16 protein-coding genes are annotated in these 22,201 nt (G+C 70.0%); 12 read left to right on the forward strand and 4 right to left on the reverse strand.

All coding sequences use genetic code 11. The features are described from left to right. Positions 1–197: 197 nt before the first annotated feature. Positions 198–1,775 (forward strand): sulfatase family protein, encoded by a 1,578-nt coding sequence (locus tag CA12_RS11405; protein WP_242687858.1) that lies wholly within the window; start codon positions 198–200, stop codon positions 1,773–1,775. 162 nt (positions 1,776–1,937) lie between these two features. On the opposite strand, the gene CA12_RS11410 is transcribed toward CA12_RS11405, so the two are convergent. Continuing rightward, positions 1,938–2,927, reverse strand: coding sequence for a protein-tyrosine phosphatase family protein (locus tag CA12_RS11410; protein WP_165700701.1), 990 nt, complete (start codon positions 2,925–2,927; stop codon positions 1,938–1,940). A 617-nt stretch (positions 2,928–3,544) separates the two neighbouring features. Between CA12_RS11410 and CA12_RS11415 the strand changes: the two genes are divergently transcribed. The 4 genes from CA12_RS11415 (at position 3,545) to CA12_RS11425 (ending at position 7,431) form a co-directional block, all read left to right on the forward strand. Further along, a complete protein-coding gene (locus CA12_RS11415; RefSeq protein ID WP_145359070.1) occupies positions 3,545–3,973 on the forward strand; it encodes a hypothetical protein in 429 nt (142 codons plus the stop codon). Between the two features lie 300 nt (positions 3,974–4,273). After that, positions 4,274–4,408 carry a hypothetical protein gene (locus CA12_RS23005; RefSeq protein ID WP_261342348.1) on the forward strand — a complete coding sequence of 45 codons (135 nt, stop codon included), beginning with the start codon at positions 4,274–4,276 and terminating at the stop codon, positions 4,406–4,408. 220 nt (positions 4,409–4,628) lie between these two features. Further along, a complete protein-coding gene (locus CA12_RS11420) occupies positions 4,629–5,939 on the forward strand; it encodes a two-component system sensor histidine kinase NtrB (protein ID WP_145359071.1) in 1,311 nt (436 codons plus the stop codon). After that, complete coding sequence (locus tag CA12_RS11425) at positions 5,926–7,431, forward strand: sigma-54-dependent transcriptional regulator (RefSeq protein ID WP_242687859.1); 1,506 nt, start codon at positions 5,926–5,928, stop codon at positions 7,429–7,431. The genes CA12_RS11420 and CA12_RS11425 overlap by 14 nt, the downstream gene beginning before the upstream one ends. Before the next feature lie 28 nt (positions 7,432–7,459). On the opposite strand, the gene CA12_RS11430 is transcribed toward CA12_RS11425, so the two are convergent. Continuing rightward, complete coding sequence (locus tag CA12_RS11430; protein ID WP_145359073.1) at positions 7,460–8,080, reverse strand: DedA family protein; 621 nt, start codon at positions 8,078–8,080, stop codon at positions 7,460–7,462. A 250-nt stretch (positions 8,081–8,330) separates the two neighbouring features. Between CA12_RS11430 and coxB the strand changes: the two genes are divergently transcribed. From coxB to CA12_RS22510, 7 genes are all read left to right on the forward strand, one after another. Further along, a complete protein-coding gene (coxB, locus tag CA12_RS11435; RefSeq protein WP_145359074.1) occupies positions 8,331–9,347 on the forward strand; it encodes a cytochrome c oxidase subunit II in 1,017 nt (338 codons plus the stop codon). Further along, the gene (ctaD, locus tag CA12_RS11440; RefSeq protein ID WP_145359075.1) at positions 9,344–11,932 is read left to right on the forward strand and encodes a cytochrome c oxidase subunit I; all 2,589 of its coding nucleotides are present in this window, start codon (positions 9,344–9,346) and stop codon (positions 11,930–11,932) included. The genes coxB and ctaD overlap by 4 nt, the downstream gene beginning before the upstream one ends. After that, on the forward strand, positions 11,929–12,354 hold the full coding sequence (locus CA12_RS11445; RefSeq protein WP_207622252.1) for a hypothetical protein: 426 nt from the start codon (positions 11,929–11,931) through the stop codon (positions 12,352–12,354). The genes ctaD and CA12_RS11445 overlap by 4 nt, the downstream gene beginning before the upstream one ends. After that, entirely contained in the window at positions 12,351–13,046 is a 696-nt protein-coding gene (locus CA12_RS11450; protein WP_242687860.1) for a cytochrome c oxidase assembly protein, read from the forward strand. Before CA12_RS11445 ends, CA12_RS11450 begins: the two co-directional genes overlap by 4 nt. A gap of 24 nt (positions 13,047–13,070) precedes the next feature. After that, positions 13,071–14,195 carry a c-type cytochrome gene (locus CA12_RS11455; protein ID WP_145359076.1) on the forward strand — a complete coding sequence of 375 codons (1,125 nt, stop codon included), beginning with the start codon at positions 13,071–13,073 and terminating at the stop codon, positions 14,193–14,195. Between the two features lie 162 nt (positions 14,196–14,357). Next, positions 14,358–15,467 carry a sodium:calcium antiporter gene (locus tag CA12_RS11460; RefSeq protein ID WP_145359077.1) on the forward strand — a complete coding sequence of 370 codons (1,110 nt, stop codon included), beginning with the start codon at positions 14,358–14,360 and terminating at the stop codon, positions 15,465–15,467. 128 nt (positions 15,468–15,595) lie between these two features. Further along, complete coding sequence (locus tag CA12_RS22510) at positions 15,596–17,773, forward strand: serine hydrolase (RefSeq protein WP_207621956.1); 2,178 nt, start codon at positions 15,596–15,598, stop codon at positions 17,771–17,773. 9 nt (positions 17,774–17,782) lie between these two features. Here the strand turns inward: CA12_RS22510 and CA12_RS11470 are convergent, their stop codons facing one another. Both CA12_RS11470 and CA12_RS11475 read right to left on the reverse strand, forming a co-directional pair. Then, positions 17,783–19,072, reverse strand: a complete 1,290-nt coding sequence (locus tag CA12_RS11470; RefSeq protein WP_145359078.1) for a PAS domain-containing sensor histidine kinase — start codon at positions 19,070–19,072, stop codon at positions 17,783–17,785. Between the two features lie 129 nt (positions 19,073–19,201). Next, a complete protein-coding gene (locus CA12_RS11475; protein ID WP_145359079.1) occupies positions 19,202–22,180 on the reverse strand; it encodes a CheR family methyltransferase in 2,979 nt (992 codons plus the stop codon). Positions 22,181–22,201 lie beyond the last annotated feature (21 nt).

The following is a 22,201-nucleotide window of genomic DNA, read 5'->3' on the forward strand; positions in this document are numbered from 1 at the left end:
GCGGCCGGCGTTAGCGCCGAATCAGACTCCGCCGATCTTCGTGTGGCGAGCCGAAGGCGGGCCGACACGCTTGCCCGGACCTTCGTCGTCCGCTCAGCGGGGCTTCGGGATTCGCATTTCCCGATGGGTGCGGTCGCCGCGGGCGGCGCCGTAGGCTGGGCCGGTCGAATCGCATTTTCCCTCGCCGTCCGCTCCGCATGATCCGCTCGCTCACGCTCTGCTGTCTCGCACTGGGCGTTCAAGACGCGGTGTTTGCGGGGGCGGGCGCCGGCAGCCCGGCGGCCGGCACGCCGAACGTGCTGTGGGTCATGTCGGACGACCACGCCGCCCACGCGATCGGGGCGTACGGCGGTCGCCTGGCGGGGCTGGACCCGACGCCGCACCTGGACCGCTTCGCCGCGGAGGGGGTGCGATTCACGAACGCCTTCTGCGAAAACAGCATCTGCGTGCCCTCCCGGGCCACGCTGCTGACCGGACAGCGCAGTCACCGTCACGGCCTGCGGACGCTGGTCGGCGAACTGCCCGCGGAGCGACAGACGCTCGCCCGGTTGATGGGCGAGGCGGGCTACGAGACCGCGATGATCGGCAAGTGGCACCTCCAGGCGGAGCCGGCCGCCTTCGACCACTACGTCGTCCTCCCGGGGCAGGGGCAGTATCACAACCCGACCTTCCGAGTGCGGGGCCCCAAGCCGTGGCCGCAGAACGTCTTTCAGTTCAACCGGTACGACGGCATTCACGTCTCCGACGCCGTCACGGAGCTCTCCCTGAAGTGGTTGGAGAACCGGAAATCGGACAAGCCGTTCTTCTTGATGCACCACTTCAAGGCCCCGCACGACGACTTCCAGAACGCGGAGCGGTACGACTTCCTCTATGAGGACGCGGAGATCCCGGAGCCGCCCTCGCTGCGGAACCGCGAGGGGTTCGGCCCGCTGGGGCGGCAGCCGTACGGCACGTCGGTCGGCTCGCGAAACGTCCGCCGGAACATGGGCATGCACATGTTCGTCGACCAGGACCTGCCGCCGGAGCCGTACACGCGCGAGTCCTACCGCCGCTATCTGACGAAGTACCTCCGCTGCGTCCGCGGCGTGGACGACAACTTCGCCAAATTGATCGCCCACCTCCGCCAGACTGGCGAGTTGGAAAACACCCTGATCGTTTACACGTCCGATCAGGGCTTCATGTTGGGCGAGCACGACCTGATCGATAAGCGCTGGATCTACGAGGAATCGCTGCGGATTCCGCTGCTCGTCCGTCTGCCGGAGTCGCTGCGGACCGCGTTCCCGGACGCCCCGACGCCGGGGGCGACGCAGGACGCGTTCGTTGGGAACGTGGACTTCGCCCCCACGCTGCTGGAGTTCGCCGGCGTGCCGACGCCGGACTCGATGGACGGAACCAGCTTCGCCCCGCTGCTCCGCGGCGAAACGCAGGAGCGTCCGGCGGAGGCCTATTATCGGTACTGGATGCACATGACGCACCACGACGTGCCGGCCCACTACGGCGTGCGGACGCCGGAGGCGAAGCTCGTCTTCTTCTACGGCCTGCCGCTGGACGCCCGCGGCGCCCTGCCGGAGCCGACGGAGCCGCACTGGGAGCTGTACGACCTGCGGACGGACCCGGAGGAGCAGCACAACGTGATCGCCGACGCGGAGTACGCACCGCTGGCCCGCACGCTCCGCAACCGCCTGAACGCCCTGCGACGGGACGCGGGCGACACCGACGCGGCGCACCCGGACGTCGCCCGCCGGGCCGCCGCCAGTTGGCCGATTCCCGAATAATTCGCATTGAATGAACCGCCGCGGGCGACGAGTTGAGGTCGGCAACCGCCGGCCCGCTCCTCACGGCGTCGGCGGGCGGTGTGCGAGCGTCCCGCCCGGTTTGACTAAGGCATTGAAGTCGGGAGGACTGAGCGAATCGCTCGGCGTTCAGCGGCCGGCGCGTCAGCGATCCGGGCCGCCGGGGGCGGTCTGCTCGTCGAGCGGGACGTCGCGGAACCTCACGTGACAGGCCGTGCAGTTCGCCGCGATCCGCTCGGCGGCCCGGCGGAGGGCAGGCGGCGGCTCGCTCCCCGTGGTCGTCGTCCAGCCGCGGAGGCCGGTTTCAAGGTCGCGGGCGGCCTGCTCGGAGTCCCGGAGCAGTCGGCGGTATTCATCGGGCTGGGCCCGCGTCTCCTCGGTCCGCAGCAGTTCGGCGAACTGCTCGCGGAACAGCAGGGCCTCGTGCGCCGGGTCGAGGTCCGGATGATCCGCCGGGGCCCGCCAGCCGGCGTCGGCAATCGCTTTGATATAGGTCTGCGTGCGTTCGAGGGCGATCATCGCCTCGGCCGTGGGGGGAATCGCCGCCTTCTCCGGGAACTCGACCGCCAACGCCTTCAGGAACGCGTCGCCGAGGGGGCGGGCCCGCTCCGCGGAGCGGTACAGCCCGCGGTACTTCGGACTGGTCCCGGCGAGCGTCAGGATCGGGACCGCGTCCTCGGGCGGGAGCAAACCGGCGGCCACGCAGGCGGTCGCCGCCGCCGCCGGGCTGCGGTGCTTGCCGTGGTGGCAGTGAATGTAGATCGGCCCCTCCAACTCCGAAACCGCCTTGGCCAGTGCGTTCACGCGGTCGGCGGGAATCCCGTCGTAGCCGTGGGGCAGGTGCACGTATCGCAGGCCGTATTTGCAGGCGGTCGCCACGTCCGGGGTTATCCCGTCGACGCTGAGGACCGTCCGCACGCCCAGATCCCGCAGTTCGCGAAACGCCTCCTCGCCCTCCGGCAGCCCGCCGGAGATCACCCGCGGGTGGACCCGCACCGGATTGGGCAGGTGGTCCGCCTCCAGCCGCACCGGCGCGGAGGGGGCCTCGGGCGGGAGAGACGCGAAGCTCCGGGGGCCGCTGTCCTGCAGGAACGCGCTCGGCACTGCGAACGCGGCGAACAGCAGGATTCGCATCAGGGGCGGAAACGAACGGGGCAGGGAAACGACCGAGCGCTCGAGGGGCCGTGGGTCGTCCGCAAGATACACCGACGCATGCCGGAGATGCGATCCGATCTCCTCGGCGCGACCGTGGCAGCGCCGCGGCCGCGTGGGCCGGCGGGAGGCCCGCCGGCCCGCGGACGTTCGCTCCACCCTGACGGCAAGAGACGTCGGAGGCGCCGTGGATCGCGCCTTCCCGATTGAAGTCCGCGTGAAGTACGTCTCCCCGAGCGCGGAGCCGGGGCACCGGCCGATTGACTCGTCAGGACTGCGTCGATCTTTGTTGACGTCAACGCGTGGCGACAGGTGTCGCCGCGGGTTGACGGTTCGGCCGCCAGGCGGCGGCAATTTTGTTTCAAACCGCGGCCCGCCTGTTTTGAACGGGGTGAATATACGGGATGCGCGGCGCCAGAGACGCATCTGGCACTGGCGGGATAGCGTTCTGTGCGATTGGCACGCCTGCTGCATTGTGGTCTTTCGCTTCCGGGAGGCTCGCCCTCGTTGCCCCCCGGCCGCCACGAAGCACGGTCTGATTCAAGACTCGCCCTTCCGTCGCGTGGCTCGGAATGCGGCCCCATCGAAAGGTCGTCGTTATGTTGCGCGCTCACGGCAAACTGCTCGCGATCGCCGGACTCGCCGTCACCTTTATGGCAGCGGAGACCTCGTTTGCCGGGCTGACCGGCGCTGACCGTCTGAAGCCGGGGGTCGGATTCCACGCCCGGGGCAACGCCTCCGCCTACAACACGACCCAGCGGTACCGGCAGTCCGCCCCGCGGTCGTACGCGGCCCCGCAGTACTACGCCGCTCCCCGCGGAATGACTGTCCCGGCCCAGAACTTCGGTTCGGTGGCGGTTCGTCCGGCGGCCCCGGCTCCGACGATCGCGACCCAGCCGCGGGTCGTCACGCAGCCGCGGATCGTTCACGCGCCGCAGGGCCGGGTGATCTACCAGGCACCGGCGTATCACGTGCCGGCCGCCCCGGCGCCGCGGGCGGCGGGCCTCCCGGTCGCCCCTCCGCGCTGAGGGTTTTCGGCGGCCTGCGTCAGCACCGCGAAACTCTTGATAAGACGGCGGGCCAGTTTCGTAAATCCGCTCCGCCGTCTTGTTTCGCCGGCCAACCCCCGTCAGCGGGCGGTTGGCCGTTTCATGCGCCCCCCGATGGATCGCCGGTGGCTCCCATTTCCCACGTGCGAGAACGAACGATGTCCGAAGACGCGTTCCTGTCGGCCACGGTCGCCTGGCTCTCCCTGGCCGGCCTTGGCGCCATTCTGCTCCTCGTGGCCACTGCCTGGTTGTTCTGACCGTTCGTCCCGTCTCACTCGATTGATCACGCCCGCAGGGCGATTAAAGGAGGTTAAGTTGTCCAACCTGCAACAATACGTCGAGCCGATCTTCTGGGTCTGCTTCGTCGCGGCGGCGCTGCTGCTGATGACGGGGTGGGGGAGCCAGTCCCCGTAGGGTCCGGCTTACCGGAGGTCCGGATCACGGGAATCCGGCCTCCCGGGATCTGTACTTTCGGCCGCTGTCCTCCCGGCAACGCGTGGGCGATCGGCGGGACGCTTGCCCGGACGGAACGGGCGGCGATTCGACGGTCCCGTGGTTCGCCCCGGCGCGAGACCGTACTCTGATCGCCTCCGATGGGCCGCATCGGAATTCGTCGACCGCCGGATCGCCCTCCATGCCTGAACCGCCTTTGGGGAGAAAGGAAATTGACGACGCCCTGTTTCGGTACGTCGCCAATTTCACCTACGACTGGGAAAGTTGGCACGACCCCGCCGGAACCCCGGTCTGGATCAACGACGCGGTCGAGAGAGTGACCGGTTACGGCGTCGAGGAGTGTTTGGCGATGCCGGAGTACCCGGTGCCGATCGTCGATCCGAACGACCGGGACCGCTTGCGGCAGATGCTCCGGGAGGGGGTCGAGGGGCGGTCGCATAACGATCTGGAATTCCGGGTGCGGACGAAGGCGGGCGAACGGCGCTGGATGGCCGTGTCGTGGCAGCCGATGTCCGACGACCGCGGCCGGCCCCTGGGCTTTCGCACCAGCGTCCGCGATATCGCGGACCGGCAGGCCCTACGGGAGAAGCTCCGGCTGCAGAACGAGCGCCTGGAACGGCTGGTCCGGGAGCGGACCGCACAGGTCGCCCGCCTGTTAAAGAACCGCGGCCGGATGGAGCGCCTCGCCGCGGTGGGCGAACTGGCCGCCGGCGTGGCCCACGAGATCAATAATCCGCTGGCCGGCATCCGTAACGCGTTCGCCCTGATCGGGAGCAGCCTCGCCCCTGATCACCCGCATTACGAGCTGATTGAATTAGTCGACGCGGAGATCGAGCGCATCAGTGCCATTATTCATCAGATGTATCAGCTTTATCGAAGCTCTCCGCTGCGGGCGGAGGATCTTGCCGTGGAAAAGGTCGTCAGGGACGTCTTCTGTCTGCTGGACCTGATCGCCGACCGGCACGGCGTGCGGCTGACGGTCGCCCGGGCGGACGGCTCCCCGGAGCCGACCGCCGCCCGGTTGCCGGAGAACGAACTCAAACAGGTGCTGTTCAACCTCGTGCGGAACGCCGTGCAGGCGTCCGAGCCCGGCGGGGAGGTGCGGGTGGAGATCGCCGCCGGCCCTGCCGAGGCCGATGGGGCCGGGGCAGGGGCCGACGGCGTCGGGGCCGCGGAGGCCGACGTCGTGGCGATCGCCGTGGTGGATCAGGGGACGGGGATCGACGCCGACACGCTGCCCCGCATCTTCGAGCCGTTCTTCAGCACGAAGGGCAAGCTGAAGGAGGGGATGGGGCTGGGGCTGTCGGTGACCCAGAACCTCGTCGCCGCGATGGGCGGGGAGATCGTCTGCGAGACGGAGCCGGGGATCGGGACGACCTTCCGCGTGACCCTGCCCCGCCGCACGCCCCAGCCGGGCGACGGCAGCGGCGTCGGCCCAGGCGTCGGGGAACGTGGCGTCGGGGAACTGGCCGCCGATCATGAGCAGGGCTGACCCGATGCCGAGCCGCATCCTCATCGCCGACGACGAGCCGCTGTTTCGCACCACCACCGCGAAGCTGCTGGAACAGGCGGGGTACGAGTGCGAATGCGTCGCCGACGCGGACGCCGCAATGGCGAAGCTGCGCGCCGAGTCGTTCGATCTGGTGCTCTCCGACCTCAATATGCCGGGGAACTTCCAGCTGGAACTGCTCCGGGACCAGCACGAGAACCGGCGGGGCGTCCCGATCGTCGTGGTCACCGGCGTGCCGAGCCTGCCGACGGCGATCGACAGCATCCGGCTGGGCATCGCCGACTACCTGCTCAAGCCGGTGAAACTGGACGATTTGCTCGTCAGCGTGCGGCGGGCGTTGGCGGGGGCGTCCCGCGACCGCACCGCCGCCCCGCCGCAGCGAGACCGGACCGAACTGGCGCGTCTGTTCCCCCGCCTGATCGGCGCCAGCCCGCCGATGTTGGAATTGTACGAGGCGCTGGACCGGATCGCCGCGACGAACACCAACGTGCTCATCACCGGCGAGAGCGGCACCGGCAAGGAGGTCGTCGCCGAAGCCCTTCATGAACATTCCCACCGCTCCGGCGGGCCGTTTCAAATTATCGACTGCACCGCGGTGCCGGAGTCGCTGTTCGAGGCGATGCTGTTCGGGCATAAAAAGGGGGCGTTCACCGGGGCGGTGGCGGACTCGGAGGGGTTGCTCAAACAGTGCGACGGCGGCACGGCCTTCTTCGACGAGTTGGGCGAGTTGCCGCTTCCGCTCCAGGCGAAGCTGTTGCGCGCCGTGCAGCAGCAGACGTTCACGCCGGTCGGCTCCCAGAAGACGGTTTCCGTCGACACCCGGTTCGTGTGCGCCACGAACCGGGATCTGGCCGCGGAGGTCGACGCCGGGCGGTTCCGGCAGGATCTGTATTACCGACTGGGCGTGATCCACGTCGAACTGCCGCCGCTGCGGGAGCGGGGCGACGACGTGCACCTGCTGGCCGACCGTTTTCTGGAGGAACTCAAGCCGAAGGACAGCCCGGTCCGCGGGTTCTCCGAAGCCGCCGCCGCCGTTTTAAAGCGATATCGCTGGCCCGGAAATATTCGCGAGCTGCGCAACGTGATTGAGCGGTCCGTCGTGCTGGCCCGCGGAGAGCTGATCGAGCCGCAGGATTTTCCCGAGGACGTGCGGACGGCCGCGGCGACCGATCCGCCGGCCGACGCCTCTCCCCGAGCGGCGGGTGCGGACGGGGCCGTGACGAAGCGGGTCCCGGCTCCCGAGGGCTCCCACGACTCCGACGGCGGCGGGCCGGCCGGGGTGCGACTGACGCTCTCGCCGGACCTGCCCCGCAACGAGGCGATGCGGCTCGCAGAGAACCAATACCTGGTTCACTTACTGCGGGAGCACGGCGGCAACGTCTCCGCCGCGGCCCAGCGCGCCGGGCTCTCCCGGCAGGGCCTGCACAAGATTATTAAGCAGCACGACATCGACGTCGCCCAGTTCCGCCGCTGACGCGCACGCTGCCGCCCGGCGACGTCGGTCAGCGTTCGGCCTGTTCGCGTCGCAGTTCCCGGTGTCGGCTGATCGCCCGGTAGAGGAAGGCCAGCAGCAGTGCCGCAACGACCGCCATCCCGACGTAATTGAGCCCGCTCTTGATCGTCTCCTGGGTGTCGGCGAGCCAGTATCCGACGCCCGCCAGCAGTGCCGTCCAAATCGTCGTGCCGATGGCCGTGCCGATCAGGAACCGGGTCAGGCCCATCTCGGAGAGCCCGGCCGGGACGCTGATGAGCGTTCGCACGCCAGGCACGAGGCGGCCGATCGTCACCGCCCACAGGCCGTAGCGGTCGAACCAGGCGTCGGCCCGCTCCACGTCCCTGGGCGAGGTGCCCAGCCAGTGCCCGTGGCGTTCCACCCAGCCGCGGAACCGCTCCGTGCCCACGCGGCGGGCCACGCCGTACCACGCCAACTGGCCCAGCACGGAGCCGACCGTGCCGGCGACGATCATCAACGTCAGCGAATACCCGCCGGCTTTCGCCGCCGCCCCGGCGGCGGGCATGACGACCTCCGAGGGGATCGGCGGGAAGACGTTCTCCAGCAACATCAACACGGCGGCGCCGGCGTAGCCCCAGGACTGGAGCGTGTCGGTGATCCAGCTGTCCATCTGCCCCCGTCCTGCGCGGCCTGTGCGTGGGAATGCGCGGCGGCGCCGCGGTCCCGGTTCCGCCTCGCAGCCTGCCGACTCGGGACGCCCCCGTCGACGGCGGCGTCCCGAGCGCAGCAGGGGGAAAACGCGGTGACCGCAGGACATGGGGGCCGGCCGGTTGACGCGACCGCGGCGCCGCAGGACCGTCCGCAGATCGCCCCCGCACGCGGCTCCGATCCCGCCGCTCGCCTGTGATCGCCCCCCCCGCATGACCGACCGACCCGGACCCGTGCGGCGCCCCCTCGCCGCCGTGAAGGCGCTGCTCGGGGCGCTTTCCGCCGTCGCGGCGGCCGGCTGCGGCGGGACGCAGTCGGCCCTCGACCCCGCCGGGCCGGCCGCCGCGGAGGTGCTCACCCTGTTCTGGTGGATGCTGGGCGGGGCGATCCTTATCTGGGCGCTCGTGGCGGGGTTGGCCGTCTACGCCATCGTCATCGACCGGCCGCGGCACGATCCCGCCGCGACCCGCTGGTGGGTGATCGGCGGCGGGGTCGTGGCGCCGACGGTGATCCTCACCGTGCTGCTGATCTACGGCCTCCGCCTGATCCCCCCGCTCGTCCGCGACGCTCCGGCGGACAGCCTGACCGTCGAAGTCGACGGCGTCCGCTGGTGGTGGCGGATGCGGTACCGCACCCCGGACGGCCCCGTGGAGACGGCGAACGAACTCTGTCTGCCCGTCGGCGAGCCGGTGCAGTTTCTGCTCCGCAGCGACGACGTAATTCACTCCTTCTGGATCCCGGCCCTCGGCGGAAAGATGGATATGATCCCCGGCCGGGAGAACCGTCTGGCGCTGCAGGCCGACCGGGCGGGGACGTTTCGCGGCGCCTGTGCGGAGTACTGCGGGGCCTCCCATGCGTTGATGAACTTCGACGTCCGCACGCTGCCGCGGGCGGAGTTCGAGGCCTGGCTCGCCGGTCAGGCCGCCCCCGCCGCGGCGCCGGAGACGGCGCTGGCGGAGCGGGGCGAACGGCTGTTCCTCGCCTCCGGTTGCGGGGCCTGTCACGCGGTCCGCGGGACCGCGGCCGACGGCGGCGTCGGGCCGGACCTCACCCACATCGGCGGGCGGCTCACCATCGGCGCCGGACTGCTGCCGAACGACGAGGACACGCTGATGCGCTGGATCGCCCGCTGCGACGAATTGAAGCCGGACGTGGACATGCCCGCCTTCGACCACCTGTCCGACGACGAACTGCGGGCCCTCGCGGTCTATCTGAAAGGCCTGCGATGAATAAGACGCCCGCCGACGCGCCCGACGACCGCGTCCGCCCCGGAGACGTCGACCCCCTGCCGGAGGCCCCGCCGAAAGCGGTCCGGGAGGCGCAGGAGGAGCGCCTGATGACGGTCTGGCGGGCTCCGAAGGGCTGGCGCTACTGGTCCGCGGTCAATAACACCGAGGTCGGGCTGTGGTACACGCTGGCGGCGTTCGCCTTCTTTTTATTCGGCGGGGTCCTGGCTCTGTTGATGCGAGTGCAGCTCGCCTTTCCGGAGAACGACTTCCTCTCGGCGGATCGATATAATCAGGTCTTCACCCTGCACGGTTCGGTGATGATGTTCCTGTTCGCCGTGCCGATTTTCGAAGCGTTTTCAATTCTCATTCTGCCCCAGATGCTGGGGGCCCGGGACCTGCCGTTCCCGCGGCTGTCGGCGTTCGGGTTCTGGTGTTATCTGATCGGCGGGGTCTTCGTCTGCGGGTCGATCTTCTTCGACGCCGCCCCCAAGGGCGGGTGGTTCATGTACCCGCCGATGACGACGGACTATCAACCGGGGGTGGGGGCGGATATCTGGCTGCTGGGGCTATCGTTTATCGAGATCGCCTCGATCGCCGCGGCGGTCGAGCTGATCGTCGGGGCGCTGAAGTGCCGGCCGCCGGGGATGCGGGTGAACCTGATGCCGCTGTATAGCTGGTACATCCTGGTCGTCGGGGCGATGATTCTGTTCGCGTTCCCCCCGCTGATCGCCGGGGATATTTTGTTGGAGATGGAACGGGCCTTCGACTGGCCGTTTTTCGATCCGGCCCGCGGTGGGGACCCGGTGCTCTGGCAGCACCTCTTCTGGATCTTCGGGCATCCGGAGGTCTATATCGTCTTCCTGCCGTCGGTGGCCCTGATGGCGACGATCGTGCCGACGTTCGCCCGCACGCCGATCGTCGGCTATAGCTGGGTCGTGCTCGCCGCGGTGGGGACGGGGTTCCTCAGCTTCGGGCTGTGGGTGCACCACATGTTTACGATCGGTCTGCCTGGCGTGTCGATCGCGATTTTCTCGGCGGCGTCGATGGCGGTCGCGATCCCGACCGGGGTGCAATTATTCTGCTTCCTGGCGACGCTGCTGGTCGGTAAGGCGGCGGTGCGTTCGACGGCGATGCTGTTTATTCTGGCGAGCCTGGTGACGTTCGTGGCGGGCGGACTGACGGGGGTGATGGTCGCCGTGGCCCCGTTCGATTTTCAGGCCCACGACACCTACTTCGTCGTCGGGCACCTGCATTACGTGCTGGTCGGCGGGACGATCTTTCCGATCGTCGGCGGGGTCTATTATTTCTACCCGCTCGTCAGCGCCGGCAAACAGCTTTCGGAACGGCTGGGACGAATCGCCTTCTGGCTGCTGCTTATCGGATTCAACGTCACCTTCCTGCCCATGCACTGGAGCGGGCTGCGGGGGATGCCGCGGCGGGTTTATACCTACCCCGCCGGGTTGGGGGTGGACCTGCTGAATCTGATCTCCTCCTGCGGGGCGGCGTTATTGGCGGCGGGCTTCCTCGTCTTCGTCTGGGACGTGCTGCGGCCGAAGGGGAAGCAACCCGTCGCCCCGCGGAATCTGTGGGGCGCGGGCACGCTGGAATGGCTGGCGGAGGCGACCGGCCGGCCCTGGGGCGTGCGGTCGATCCCGGAGATCGACAGCCGCTATCCGCTCTGGGATCAGCCGAACTTCGTCCGCGACGTGGACGAGGGCCGCTTCTATCTGCCGGACGCGGAGGAGGGGAAGCGGGAAACGCTGGTCACCTCCGTCATCGACGCCCAACCGCAGCAATGCCTGCGGGTGCCCGGGCCGTCGTTCCTGCCGGCGCTGGCGGCGCTGTTCACCGGCGGGCTGTTTATCTTCGCCACCTATCACTGGTGGTGGTGGGCCGGCGGCAGCGGACTGTTCGGGCTGGGCACAATCTTGGTTTGGCTGTGGACCGGCGCCGCCCGGATCCCGGAGAAGGACGAGAAAAACGTGGGGCTGGGCCTGTCGCTGCCGCTGTACGTCTCCGGCCCGCAGGCGGTCGGCTGGTGGGCGATGACGATCACGATGATCGGCGACATGACGGCGTTTATCTCACTGGTGTTCGGCTATCTCTTTTATTGGACGGTGCACCCGCAGTTCCCCCCGCCGGGGCTCGCCGATCCGGACCGGGCGCTGCTGTTGATCGGCGGCGGGGCGCTGCTGGGCAGTTGGGGGGCGACGATCCTCGCCCGCCGCTGGAACCGGGCGGATCGGGCCGTCTGGTTCTACGGCGCCGCGGCGGCGGCGCTGCTGCTGAGCGTCGGCGGCGCCGCGGCCCTGACGGCGGCGCCGTGGCGGGCGGGGCTGGACCCGACGGAGCACGTCTACCCGGCGATCGTCTGGGTCCTCGCCGGCTGGACCGGCCTGCACGCCCTCACCGGGGCGATTATGCAGGGATACTTCATCGCCCGCCGGGCGGCGGGGCGGATGACCGCCAAATACGACGCCGACGTCTGCAACGTCACCCTGTATTGGCACTTCATGGCCCTCACCGCCGCGATCACGGCGGCGACGCTGGCCGGCTTTCCGCTGCTCGCCGGGGAACTGCCGTGAGCGATTTTCGTCCTGAATCACAGAATGAAAGAGCCACTGAGCGGGAGCCCGACGCCTCTGAGCTGCCGGAGCGGCCGGCGCTGCTCTGGCTGCTGGCGTTCGCGCCGACGGTGTGGGCGGTTCACTTTCTGGCCTGCTACGTGCCGGCGGCGATCTGGTGCGCGAAGTTCGGGACGCTCGGCCGGCTGCCGATTTATATTGCGGTCGTGACGGTGCTGGCCCTCCTGGCGATCGGCTGGACGGGCTGGGGCGGCTGGCGGCGGCACAGCGTCGGGACGAGCGAGGCGGTCCCGCACGACTTCGACGCCCCGATCAGCCGGCATCGGTTCCTCGGCTTCGCCACGGCGTTGCTGTCGGGGCTGTCGGCGGTCGCCACGCTGTTCACGGCGGCGGCCTTTCTCTTCGCGGGGGTCTGCGAGTGAAAGCCGCCCGCACGAAATCTCCGCTGCTGATCGTCGCGGGGCTGGGCGCCTTGGCGGCGGCGTGGATCGGGCCGCTGCCGCGGGCGGCGGAGGGGGCGTTCACTGCCCACATGTCGATGCACATGCTGAACGTGGCGATCGCCGCCCCGCTGCTGGCGTTGGGTCTGGCCGGCACGCGGTGCGACCCGACGCCGGCGGCGCCGTGGCTGTTCGCGGTGATCCCGGCGTCGATCGCGGAACTGCTGATCGTCTGGGCGTGGCACGCCCCGGCGCCGCATCACCTCGCCCGCACCGGCGCCCTCGGGCTGGTCGCGGAGCAGGGGACCTTCCTGCTGTCCGGCCTGTGGGTCTGGCTGTCGGCATTTGGGGGAGGGGCGGCGTTCGGGGGGCGAACCGGCGGGGAGACGCGCGACCGGGGCCGCAGCGCCGCGGGGGTGATCGGGTTGCTGCTGACCTCGATGCACATGACGCTGCTCGGAGCCCTACTGGCGCTGGCCCCGCGGGCGGTCTACCCGCACCATGACGGGTTCGACCTGCCGGGGTGGGGCCCCCTGACGGCCTTGCAGGATCAGCACCTCGGCGGGGCGGTGATGCTGGTGATCGGCGGGGCCGCCTACCTCGCCGGCGGCCTGGCGCTGGCGACGGACCTGCTCTCGCCGCCGTCGAGCCCGGCGACGCCGCCCCCGGCCTGACTCGAACCCCGCTTGTCCCTCGCCATGTCCCCATCCCTCAAACGCTTCCTGAAGCCGGTCGTGATCACGGCTGCGGGGCTGGGGCTGCTCGGGGCCGTGCTGGTCGTGTCGGGGGTCGTCCCGGTGCGGGCGAGCAGCGGGCACTGGGCGATCACCCGCTGGTTCCTCAGCTTTTCGATGGCGCGGTCCGTTTCGACGGACAGCCTGGACGTGGCGGTTCCGGCGACGCTGGACGACCGGCGGGAGATCCTCCGCGGCGCCGGGCACTACCAGACGGGCTGCTATCCCTGTCACGGCAATCCGACGACGCCGCAGCCGCGGGTGGCCCGGGCGATGCTCCCGCATCCGCCCTACCTGCCGGATTCGCTGGACCAGTGGGAGCCGGAGGAGCTGTTCGTGATTGTCAAACACGGCATCAAGCTGGCGGGGATGCCCGCCTGGCCGACGAAGGGCCGCGAGCATCGCGACGACGAAGTCTGGGCCGTCGTCGCCTTTCTGCGGGCCTACCCTGAGCTGACGGAGGCGGAGTACCGGGAACTGGTGTTTGGTGACCCGGCGGACGGGCGGGCAGCGGTGTCGGCGGCGGGGATTGAACGGGCGTTCGTGCAGACCTGCGTGCGGTGCCACGGCGTGGACGGCAACGGCCGCGGGATCGGCGCCTTTCCCCGGCTGGCGGGGCAGAACCGCGAGTACCTCGCCGAGGCCCTGCGAGCCTACGTCTCCGGCGAACGACCCAGCGGGATCATGGAGCCGATCGCCGCCGAACTGACCGGCGCGGAGATCGACGCCCTCGCCGACTACTTCGCGGCTCAAACGCCGTCCCGCTCGGCCCCGGCGGCGGCGCTCGAGCCGGAGGCGGTCGTCCGAGGGCAGCGGATCGCCCTGGAAGGCCTACCGAAGCAGAAAGTGGCCTCCTGCGCCGACTGCCACGGCACGAACGAAGCGGGACAAACCGGCGCCCAGGAGGCCTACCCGTCGTTGGCCGGGCAGCCGGCGGCGTATCTCGTCACGCAACTGGAACTGTTCGCGGAGCGGGTTCGGGAGGGCACGCCCCGGGCGAACCTGATGCACGAGATCGCCGACAAATTGACGGAGGAACAGCGGGCGGACGTCGCCGCCTACTACGCCGCCGGGGCTCCGGCGGAGTGAGGCGGCGGGGGCGAACCGGGAGGCCCGGTCGGACGCCCCGGCCGCCGCTGCGGTTTCGCCCCGTGCGGCCGACCGCCGACGGCGGGCAGAATCCGCGGTCGACGCCGTCCCGCCGCCCGCCGAGCCCCGGCGGGGTCCGTTCCGCAGTCGAGCCGTTCGTCCATGGATTTCACCGGATTCCCGCTGTGGGGCAACGCGGCGCTGCTGGCGGGGGCGGGCCTTGTCGTCTGGCTGGCCGGCGGGCGGCTGGCGCGGAACGCGGAGCGGATCGGCGTGGCGACCGGCATGTCCGAGGCCCTCGCCGGGGCGCTGCTGCTGGGGGTGGCGACCTCCCTGCCGGAGATCGCCACCACCGTCTCCGCCGGACTGCTGGGCAACGCCTCGCTGGCGGTCAACAACCTGTTCGGTGGGGTGGCGATGCAGATGGCGGTGCTGGCCGTCATCGACTTCTGGCTGGTGAAAGGGGCGCTGACCTACTTCTCGCCCGATTCGACCCTGCTGCTGGGCGGCGTGCTGCTGATCCTGCAGGTGGCCGTCTCGATCGTCGCCGTCGCCGCCGGCGACGTGGCGATCCTCGGCCACGTCGGCGCCTGGCCGTTCGTCCTGGCGGCCCTGTACGTCCTGTCGCTGTACTTCATGGACCGCTACGCCAAACGCGACGTCTGGACGCCCAAAGCGCTGCCGGACGGAGCCTCGGATCGGGGCGGATCGTCGTTCGGTGAGGCGGTGCCGGAGCGAGACGGATCGGAAGCAAACGCCAGGGGCGACGAGGCGAACGGCGACGAACCGTCGCTGCTCTGGGCCGGGGTGCAGTTCGCGGCGGCGGCGGGGTTCGTGCTGGTCGGCGGCTGGGTCGTGGCGTCCGCGTCGGATGCGCTCTCCGAGCAAACCGGGCTGAGCGGCGGGTTCGTCGGGGCGACGCTGGTCGCGCTGACCACCTCGCTGCCGGAAATCAGCACCACTGCCGCGGCCGTGCGGGCGGGGAACCACACGATGGCGATCGCCAATATCTTCGGCACGAACACGCTGGAGATCGCCCTGCTCCTGCCCAGCGACCTGACCTACACCGCCGGGCCGATCGTCGACGCCGTGGACCGCTCCGCCCTACTGATGGCCGGTCTGTCCGTCGTGCTGACGGCGATCTACCTCTGGGGACTGCTGGAGCGTCGCAACCGCACGGTGTTCAATTTGGGTCTCGACTCCGCCTGGGCGCTCGGCGCCTACGTCGTCGGGTTGGTGTTGCTCTATCTCGGCTCCGATTCGCCGGGTTGAGCCTGCCGGCGCTGCGGATCAGGGCAGGACGGTTCCATCGGGGGCGGTCGATCGATCCGGTTGACAGTCGCCGCGCGCCGCCGGGATGATCGCCGGCCGCTCCCCACTTCATTTGCATTCGAGACGCCGTGATTCGCTTCGCCCTTTCCCTGCTGTTGGCCGCGTCGCTGTGGGGGACGGGGCCGCGGGCGGTGGAGGGCGGGGCGTTGCCGCGGAGTACGCCGGAGGCGCAGGGGGTCGACTCGGCGGGCGTGCGGGCGTTTGCGGAGGCGGCGGACGATCAGGTACAGGAGATGCATAGTTTTATGCTGCTCCGGCACGGGAAGGTCGTCGCCGAGGGCTGGTGGGGCGAGGAGGGGCCGGAGAAACCGCACATCCTCTGGTCGCTCAGCAAGAGCTTCACCTCCACCGCCGTGGGGCTGGCGATCGCGGACGGAAAGTTCGGTCTGGACGACAAGGTGGTGAGCTTCTTCCCCGACGCCGCCCCGGCCGAGCCGTCGGCGAACCTGAAGGCGATGCGCGTCCGCGACCTGCTGACGATGTCCGCCGGGCACGAGAGCGAACCGAAGCTCACGCCGGACGGCGTGTGGGTTCGGCAGTTCCTCGCCCAGCCGGTGCCGCACGAGCCGGGGACCGTGTTCCGCTACAACACGCCGGCGACCTACATGCTGTCGGCGATCGTGCAGAAGACGACCGGGCAGACCGTGCGGGACTACCTGCAAACGCGGTTGTTCGAGCCGCTGGGCATCGAGCGGCCGCGGTGGGACGAGAGCCCGCAGGGGGAGTCGATCGGCGGCTACGGGCTGTTTCTGACGACGGAAGACATCGCGAAGTTTGGCCAACTCCTGCTGCAAAAGGGCCAGTGGAACGGCAAGCAGCTCGTGCCGGCGGAGTGGATCGCCCAGGCGACCGCCAAGCAGGTGGAGAACGACGAGGCCCCCAGTGCCGGCAACCCGGACTGGCGGCAGGGGTACGGCTTTCAGTTCTGGCAGTGCCGGCACAGCGCCTACCGCGGCGACGGCAAGGACGGGCAGTTCTGCGTCGTGTTGCCGGAGCAGGACGCCGTCGTCGTGATGACGGCGCAGACCCGGACCCTGCAAACGCAGCTCGACCTGGTGTGGAAGCACATCCTGCCGGCGCTGCACGACGAGCCGCTCCCGGAGAACCCCGCGGCCGCGGACAAGCTGAAAGCGACGCTGACCGGGCTGCAAGCCTCCGCCAAAACCGCCCCGCCGGCCGAACCGTTCCTCGCCCCGCCGCAGCATGTCGGGCCGCCGGAGGAAACTGCCCACGGCCTGTCGAGCCGTAAGTTTCAGGGTATCCCCAGTTTGGCGGTCGCCCCCGGCGGGCGGCTGTGGGCGAACTGGTACGCCGGGCCGACGGCGGGGGAGGATCAGAATAACTATGTCGTCCTCTCCACCAGCGATGACGACGGGGCGACGTGGGCGGAGGCGTTGCTGATCGACCCCGACGGCCCCGGCCCCGTGCGGGCCTTCGACCCGGAACTGTGGCTCGCCCCGACCGGCCGGCTGTACGCCTTCTGGGCGCAGGCGCAGGGCCACGACGGCACGGTCTCCGGCGTGTGGTGCGTGCACACAAACGACCCCGACGCCGCCCGCCCGAGCTGGAGCGCCCCCCGCCGGCTCACCGACGGGATCATGATGTGCAAGCCGACCGTCCTCTCCACCGGCGAGTGGGTCCTGCCGGCCTCCACCTGGCGGAAGACCGACGACAGCGCCCGGCTGATCGTCTCCGCAGATCAGGGCGAAACCTGGACGCTCCGCGGCGCCTGCCACGTGCCGACGGAGGTGCGCTCTTTCGACGAACACATGCTGGTCGAGCGCACCGACGGCTCCCTGTGGATGCTGGTGCGGACGAACTACGGCATCGGCGAGAGCGTCTCGACCGACCGCGGCAAAACCTGGCCGGAACTGACCCCCTCGCAGATCGCCCACCCCAGCGCCCGCTTCTTCGTGCGGCGGCTGGACTCCGGCAATCTCCTGCTGGTCAAGCACGGGCCGATCGACGAACGCACCGGGCGCTCGCACCTCACGGCGTTCCTGTCTGAAGACGACGGCGCCACCTGGACCGGCGGCCTGCTGTTGGACGAACGCAGCGGCGTCTCTTACCCGGACGGTCAGCAGACCGACGACGGCTTGATCCGGGTGATTTACGACTACAGTCGCACCGGCGCCCGGCAGATCCTCACGGCGACGTTTCGGGAGGAAGACGTCGCCGCCGGGGAGGCGGTCAGCGGCGAGGTGCGGTTGCGGCAGGTCGTCAGCGACGCCTCCGCGGCCCGGTAGCCGTCGCGGTCAGGACGGGTCGCAGGACAGGGCGGGGACGGGGACGGTGAGGCTCACGCGGGCGCCGCGGCCGGGGGCGGTGGTGACGTCGACGGAGCCGCCCACGTCCTGGAGCCGCTCGGTGAGGCCGAACAGGCCCAGGCCGGTGGCCTGCTGGCGGCGTTCGAGCATGTCGCCGGCCTCGAAGCCGTCGCCCTCGTCACTGACGGTCAGCCGCAGAAAGCCGGGGTCGGGACAGTCGAGGTGGACTTCGGCCGTCCGCACGCCGGCGTACTTCACCACGTTCAGCAACAGTTCGCGGGCGGCTTCGAACAGCAGCACGCGGACGTCCTGGGGGGGCGTGCCGCAGGCCTCGCCGTCGGAGCGGACCTCGACCGTCAGGCCGTGCTTCGCCTCGTAGAAGTCGGCCAGCCAATGGAGCGCCGCCGGCAGGCCGATCTCGTGGAGGACCGGCGGGGGGGACAGCTCCGTCGTCAGCGTGCGGGTGGCGGTGAGGGCCGCGTCAATCAGCTTGGAAATCCGCTGGAGAATCTCGGCGAGCTGGTCGCCGGTCTCCCCGCCGGCCTCCTCCGCCAGGCCCTCGGCGATGTGCGCCTGCATGGTGGCGGCGACGAGTTCCTGCTGGAGGTTGTCGTGCAGGTGCCGGGCCAGCCGGCGCCGTTCCGCCTGCTCGGCCTCGACGACGCGGGCGTGCAGGCGGGCGAGGCGTTCGGACCGCTCTTCCGCCTCGCGGGTGCGGGCTTCCAACTCCTCGTTGAGTCGGGAGAGTTCGTCCCGGGCGGCGTGCTGCTCCGTCAGGTCGATCAGGGCGGTCTGGTAAGAGACCGCCCCCCCGTCCACCGCCAGCCCGATCATCCGTACGGGGGCCTCCCGGCCGTCCCGGGCGTGCAGGATCACTTCCTCCTCGATCGATTCCTGCCGGTTTCGGCAGCGGCGGAGAAAGCGGTGGAAGACGGCGTGGTCCTCCTGCCGGATCTGGTGAACGAACGGTAGGCCGGGCATCGTCCTCCGACGTATGCCCAGCAGCCCCGCGGCCGCTTCGTTCAGGCACCGCACCACGCCCTGCGGCGTGAGCTTCACCATGGCCACCGGGGCCAGATCGTACAAATCCCCGTATTCGGACAGGGCCCGCTCCAGCGTCTCGCGGAGTTCGCGGTTCTCGCTCTCCAGCGTGTGCAGTTGCTCGGTTCGCAGGAACAGTTCGTGGGCCAGCGCCTCCACGTCCGCAAAATCGTCGGCAGGACCGCCCCGCCTCGGCTGGGACTCGGCGGTTCGGGACGACGGTTGCAGCACGGGCATCACGAAGGGCGTTCGACGGGGGCGAGGCGTCCTCCATGACGCGGGCGGATGAGCGGGGGGCGGCGGCCCGACGCCCCGCCCCGGTTTATCGTGCCGCGGCCGGGGGCGGAAGAGGGCGACCGGGTCGGGTTAGCCCTCGGCGTCGGCGGGGGCGTTCCCGTCGGCGGACGGGGAGGGCTCCCCGGGGGCGCCGGTCGTGTCCGTGAAGGCCAACAGAATCAGCGGCTCGCGGTGGCCGTCCCCGTCCAGCGGGCGGGCGTTCAGACGCATCGTCCGGCGACCCAGGGCGGGAAAATCGCGGGAGACCTCGTAGCCGTCGAACGAGGCGTTCTGGGGCAGGACGTCTTCCAGCAGCGTGCGCAGCGAGGCGATGTTCCACTGGCCGTCGCCGAGTTCGTAGAGGCGGCGGCCGTGGATTTCCTCGGCGTTCACCTCGAACGTCTCCCGGTAGGCCCGATTCACCCGCTGGACAGTCAGCGCCCCGTCCAGCACGACCAGCGGCTGGTCGATGGTGTCCAGGATCGCGTCGGCGAAGTCGCGGGCGGCGGCGAGTTCCCGTTCGCGGGCCCGCAAATCGTTCACGTCGAGCAGGCTCAGCACCGCCCCGTTGACCCGCCGGTCGCCGTCCTGATAGGCCCGAATCCGCAACACGTACGTGTGGCCGGAACTGTTGGTCACGTCCCGTTCCAACGGCTCCAACGTGTTCAGCACCTTGCGGATCAGACCCTCCAGGTCGGGGCAGTCGATGTCCGGCCTGATCTGCCCGATCGAGCGGCCGACGTCCCCGGGGATCAGGTTCAGCAACTTCCCGGCCAGCGGGGTGAACCGGCGCACGGCAAGATCGGAACCGACCACCACGATCGCCAACTGCACGTTGGCCATCAGGTTCGTCAGGTCCGCGTTCAGCTGGGAGAGCTCCCCGTTCCGCTCGTGCAGTTCGTCGTTGACGGTGTTGAGTTCCTCGTTGGTGCTTTGCAGCTCCTCCTTGGCGGTGTCCAGCTCCTCGTTGGTGCTCTGCAGCTCCTCGTTGCTGGAGAGGATCTCCTCGTTGGCGCTCTGCAACTCGTCGTTGGAGGCCTCCAGATCGCTGATGATCGACTGGAGGTGCTCCCGGCTGGCGAGCAGTTCCCGTTGGAGCTGCTCGACGGCCTCCTCGTCGGAGACGCCCCCGCCGCGGATCCCGTCGAGGGCCGGCAGGCCGGCGGCCGCGGGATCGACCGGCGGGGCGGGCGCCGCCTCGGGGCGCTCCCGAAACAGGACGAGGAAGTGCCGCTTGCCGTCGTCCTGGAGCGGCAGGACCTCCAGATCGACGATGAGGATGTGGGAGTTGAACCGCACCCGCTGGCCCTCCTTGCGGATCGGGCGGTCCTGCTCCCGGGCTTCCCGGGTCGCCCCGCGGAGGGCGTGCAGCAGGCCCTCGCGGGCCATCTTGAGGAGGTTGAGGTTCGGCTCGCCGGGCGCCGCCTCCAGAAAGCGCCCCGTCTGGCCGCGGAACTGGACGATGTTCAGCTCCTCGTTCACGACCACCCCGGGCGGGGCGTACCGCTTGATGAGGGCCTTGTCGGCCAGTGCGTGCACGCTTTCCCCGACTGCCCGGCGGCGCCGCAATTCGCCCCCGGAATCGCGCGGCAGCCCGCCGCGGACCGGGAAGTCGATCTCCGGCCGCATCGCCCGGGGCTTCTTGGTGAAGATCCGGTGCTTCTTGTCCGCCACGGCGAACAGGTCGCTGCGGGCCCCGACGCTCTCGGCGGAGCCCAGCATCAGGAAGCCGTCCGGCTTCAGGGCGTAGTGGAACACGCCCAGCAACTGGGACTGCAACGGCTGACCGAGGTAGATCAGCACGTTGCGGCAGAGGACCAGGTCCAGCCGGGAGAACGGCGGATCGCGGGTCAGGTCCTGCCGGGCGAACACGCACACGTCGCGTACGGCGGGACGAATCTTGTACCCCCCGTCGGCTTCTTCAAAAAACTTCTCCAGCCGCCCCGGGGAGACCTCCGCCTCGATCCCCCGGCCGAAACGTCCGGCGCGGGCCTCGGCGACCGCCGCCTCGCTCACGTCCGTACCGAAGATCTGAATCGGCGTGATCCGGCTGCCGTCCCCGAGGAACTCCAGCAGGGCGATCGCCACGGAGTAGGCTTCCTCTCCCGTCGAACACCCCGCGATCCAGACCCGAAACGGATCGTCCTTCCCCCGGCGAGCTTTGATGACGGGGAACACGTCCGCCATCAGCGTTTTAAACGACTCCGGGTCGCGGAAGAACCGGGTCACGTGGATCAGCAGGTCCCGGGCGAGCCGCTCGACCTCCTCCGGGTGTTCCTCCAGGCGGGCGACGTATTCGGCGACCGTCTCGCAGCGGTGCATCAGCATCCGCCGCTGGAGGCGGCGGCGGATCGTAGCCGGCTTGTAGTGCGTGTAGTCGACCCCGCCGGCTTCGCGCAGCAGTTCGAAGATCCGCGACATCTCGCCGTCGGCGACGGTCAGGTGCTTTTTGCCCGGCAGCAGCGGGGTGTGGCCGTCGGTCCCGTCGCCCAACTCGCCCAGCGCGTCGGCCAACTCCCGGGGCGGCAGGATCAGGTGGGCCGGTCCCCGGCGGATCACCCCGTTCGGCAGCCCCGTGTGCTCGCAGGAGTCCGGGTCCTGAACCAGCACCAGACCGCCGGCGGAGTCGACCGCCTCGGCCCCGCCGGGGCCGTCGCCGTCGGCTCCGCTGAGGAACACGGCGACGGACTTGTCGCCGCGGCTTTCCGCCAGCGACCGCATGAACACGTCGATCGTCGCCAACGGGCACTCGCGGCTCGGCCGCTTGTGCGTCCGCAGCACGTCGCCCTCCAGCGTGACGTGGCTGTCCGGCGGGTTCGTGTAGACCGTCCGCGGTTCGACCCGCATCCCGTCCGCCGCCTGCCGCACCGGCATTTTCGTCACCCGGCCGAGCACCTCCGGCAGGCTGCTGGTGTGCTCCGAGACCATGTGGACCAGGAACACGAACGCCGGCCCCGGCCCGTCCGGCAGGTTCTGAAGGATCTTCAGAAACGCCTCCAGCCCGCCGGCGCTGGCTCCCACCCCGACGACCGGGACGCCGCCCTCCGTAGGGGCGTGTCGTTCAGGCATCAGGCGGGTCGGGTTGGGCGG

This window comes from Alienimonas californiensis (assembly GCF_007743815.1).
In the GTDB taxonomy this organism is placed as follows: domain Bacteria; phylum Planctomycetota; class Planctomycetia; order Planctomycetales; family Planctomycetaceae; genus Alienimonas; species Alienimonas californiensis.

Excerpts from the sequence above, each read along its gene's own strand:
- CA12_RS11405 (WP_242687858.1), top strand. The coding sequence starts at position 198 with ATGATCCGCTCGCTCACGCTCTGCTGTCTCGCACTGGGCGTTCAAGAC.
- CA12_RS11410 (WP_165700701.1), bottom strand. The coding sequence starts at position 2,927 with ATGCGAATCCTGCTGTTCGCCGCGTTCGCAGTGCCGAGCGCGTTCCTG.
- CA12_RS11415 (WP_145359070.1), top strand. The coding sequence starts at position 3,545 with ATGTTGCGCGCTCACGGCAAACTGCTCGCGATCGCCGGACTCGCCGTC.
- CA12_RS11420 (WP_145359071.1), top strand. The coding sequence starts at position 4,629 with ATGCCTGAACCGCCTTTGGGGAGAAAGGAAATTGACGACGCCCTGTTT.
- CA12_RS11425 (WP_242687859.1), top strand. The coding sequence starts at position 5,926 with ATGAGCAGGGCTGACCCGATGCCGAGCCGCATCCTCATCGCCGACGAC.
- CA12_RS11430 (WP_145359073.1), bottom strand. The coding sequence starts at position 8,080 with ATGGACAGCTGGATCACCGACACGCTCCAGTCCTGGGGCTACGCCGGC.
- coxB (WP_145359074.1), top strand. The coding sequence starts at position 8,331 with ATGACCGACCGACCCGGACCCGTGCGGCGCCCCCTCGCCGCCGTGAAG.
- ctaD (WP_145359075.1), top strand. The coding sequence starts at position 9,344 with ATGAATAAGACGCCCGCCGACGCGCCCGACGACCGCGTCCGCCCCGGA.
- CA12_RS11455 (WP_145359076.1), top strand. The coding sequence starts at position 13,071 with ATGTCCCCATCCCTCAAACGCTTCCTGAAGCCGGTCGTGATCACGGCT.
- CA12_RS11460 (WP_145359077.1), top strand. The coding sequence starts at position 14,358 with ATGGATTTCACCGGATTCCCGCTGTGGGGCAACGCGGCGCTGCTGGCG.
- CA12_RS11470 (WP_145359078.1), bottom strand. The coding sequence starts at position 19,072 with ATGCCCGTGCTGCAACCGTCGTCCCGAACCGCCGAGTCCCAGCCGAGG.
- CA12_RS11475 (WP_145359079.1), bottom strand. The coding sequence starts at position 22,180 with ATGCCTGAACGACACGCCCCTACGGAGGGCGGCGTCCCGGTCGTCGGG.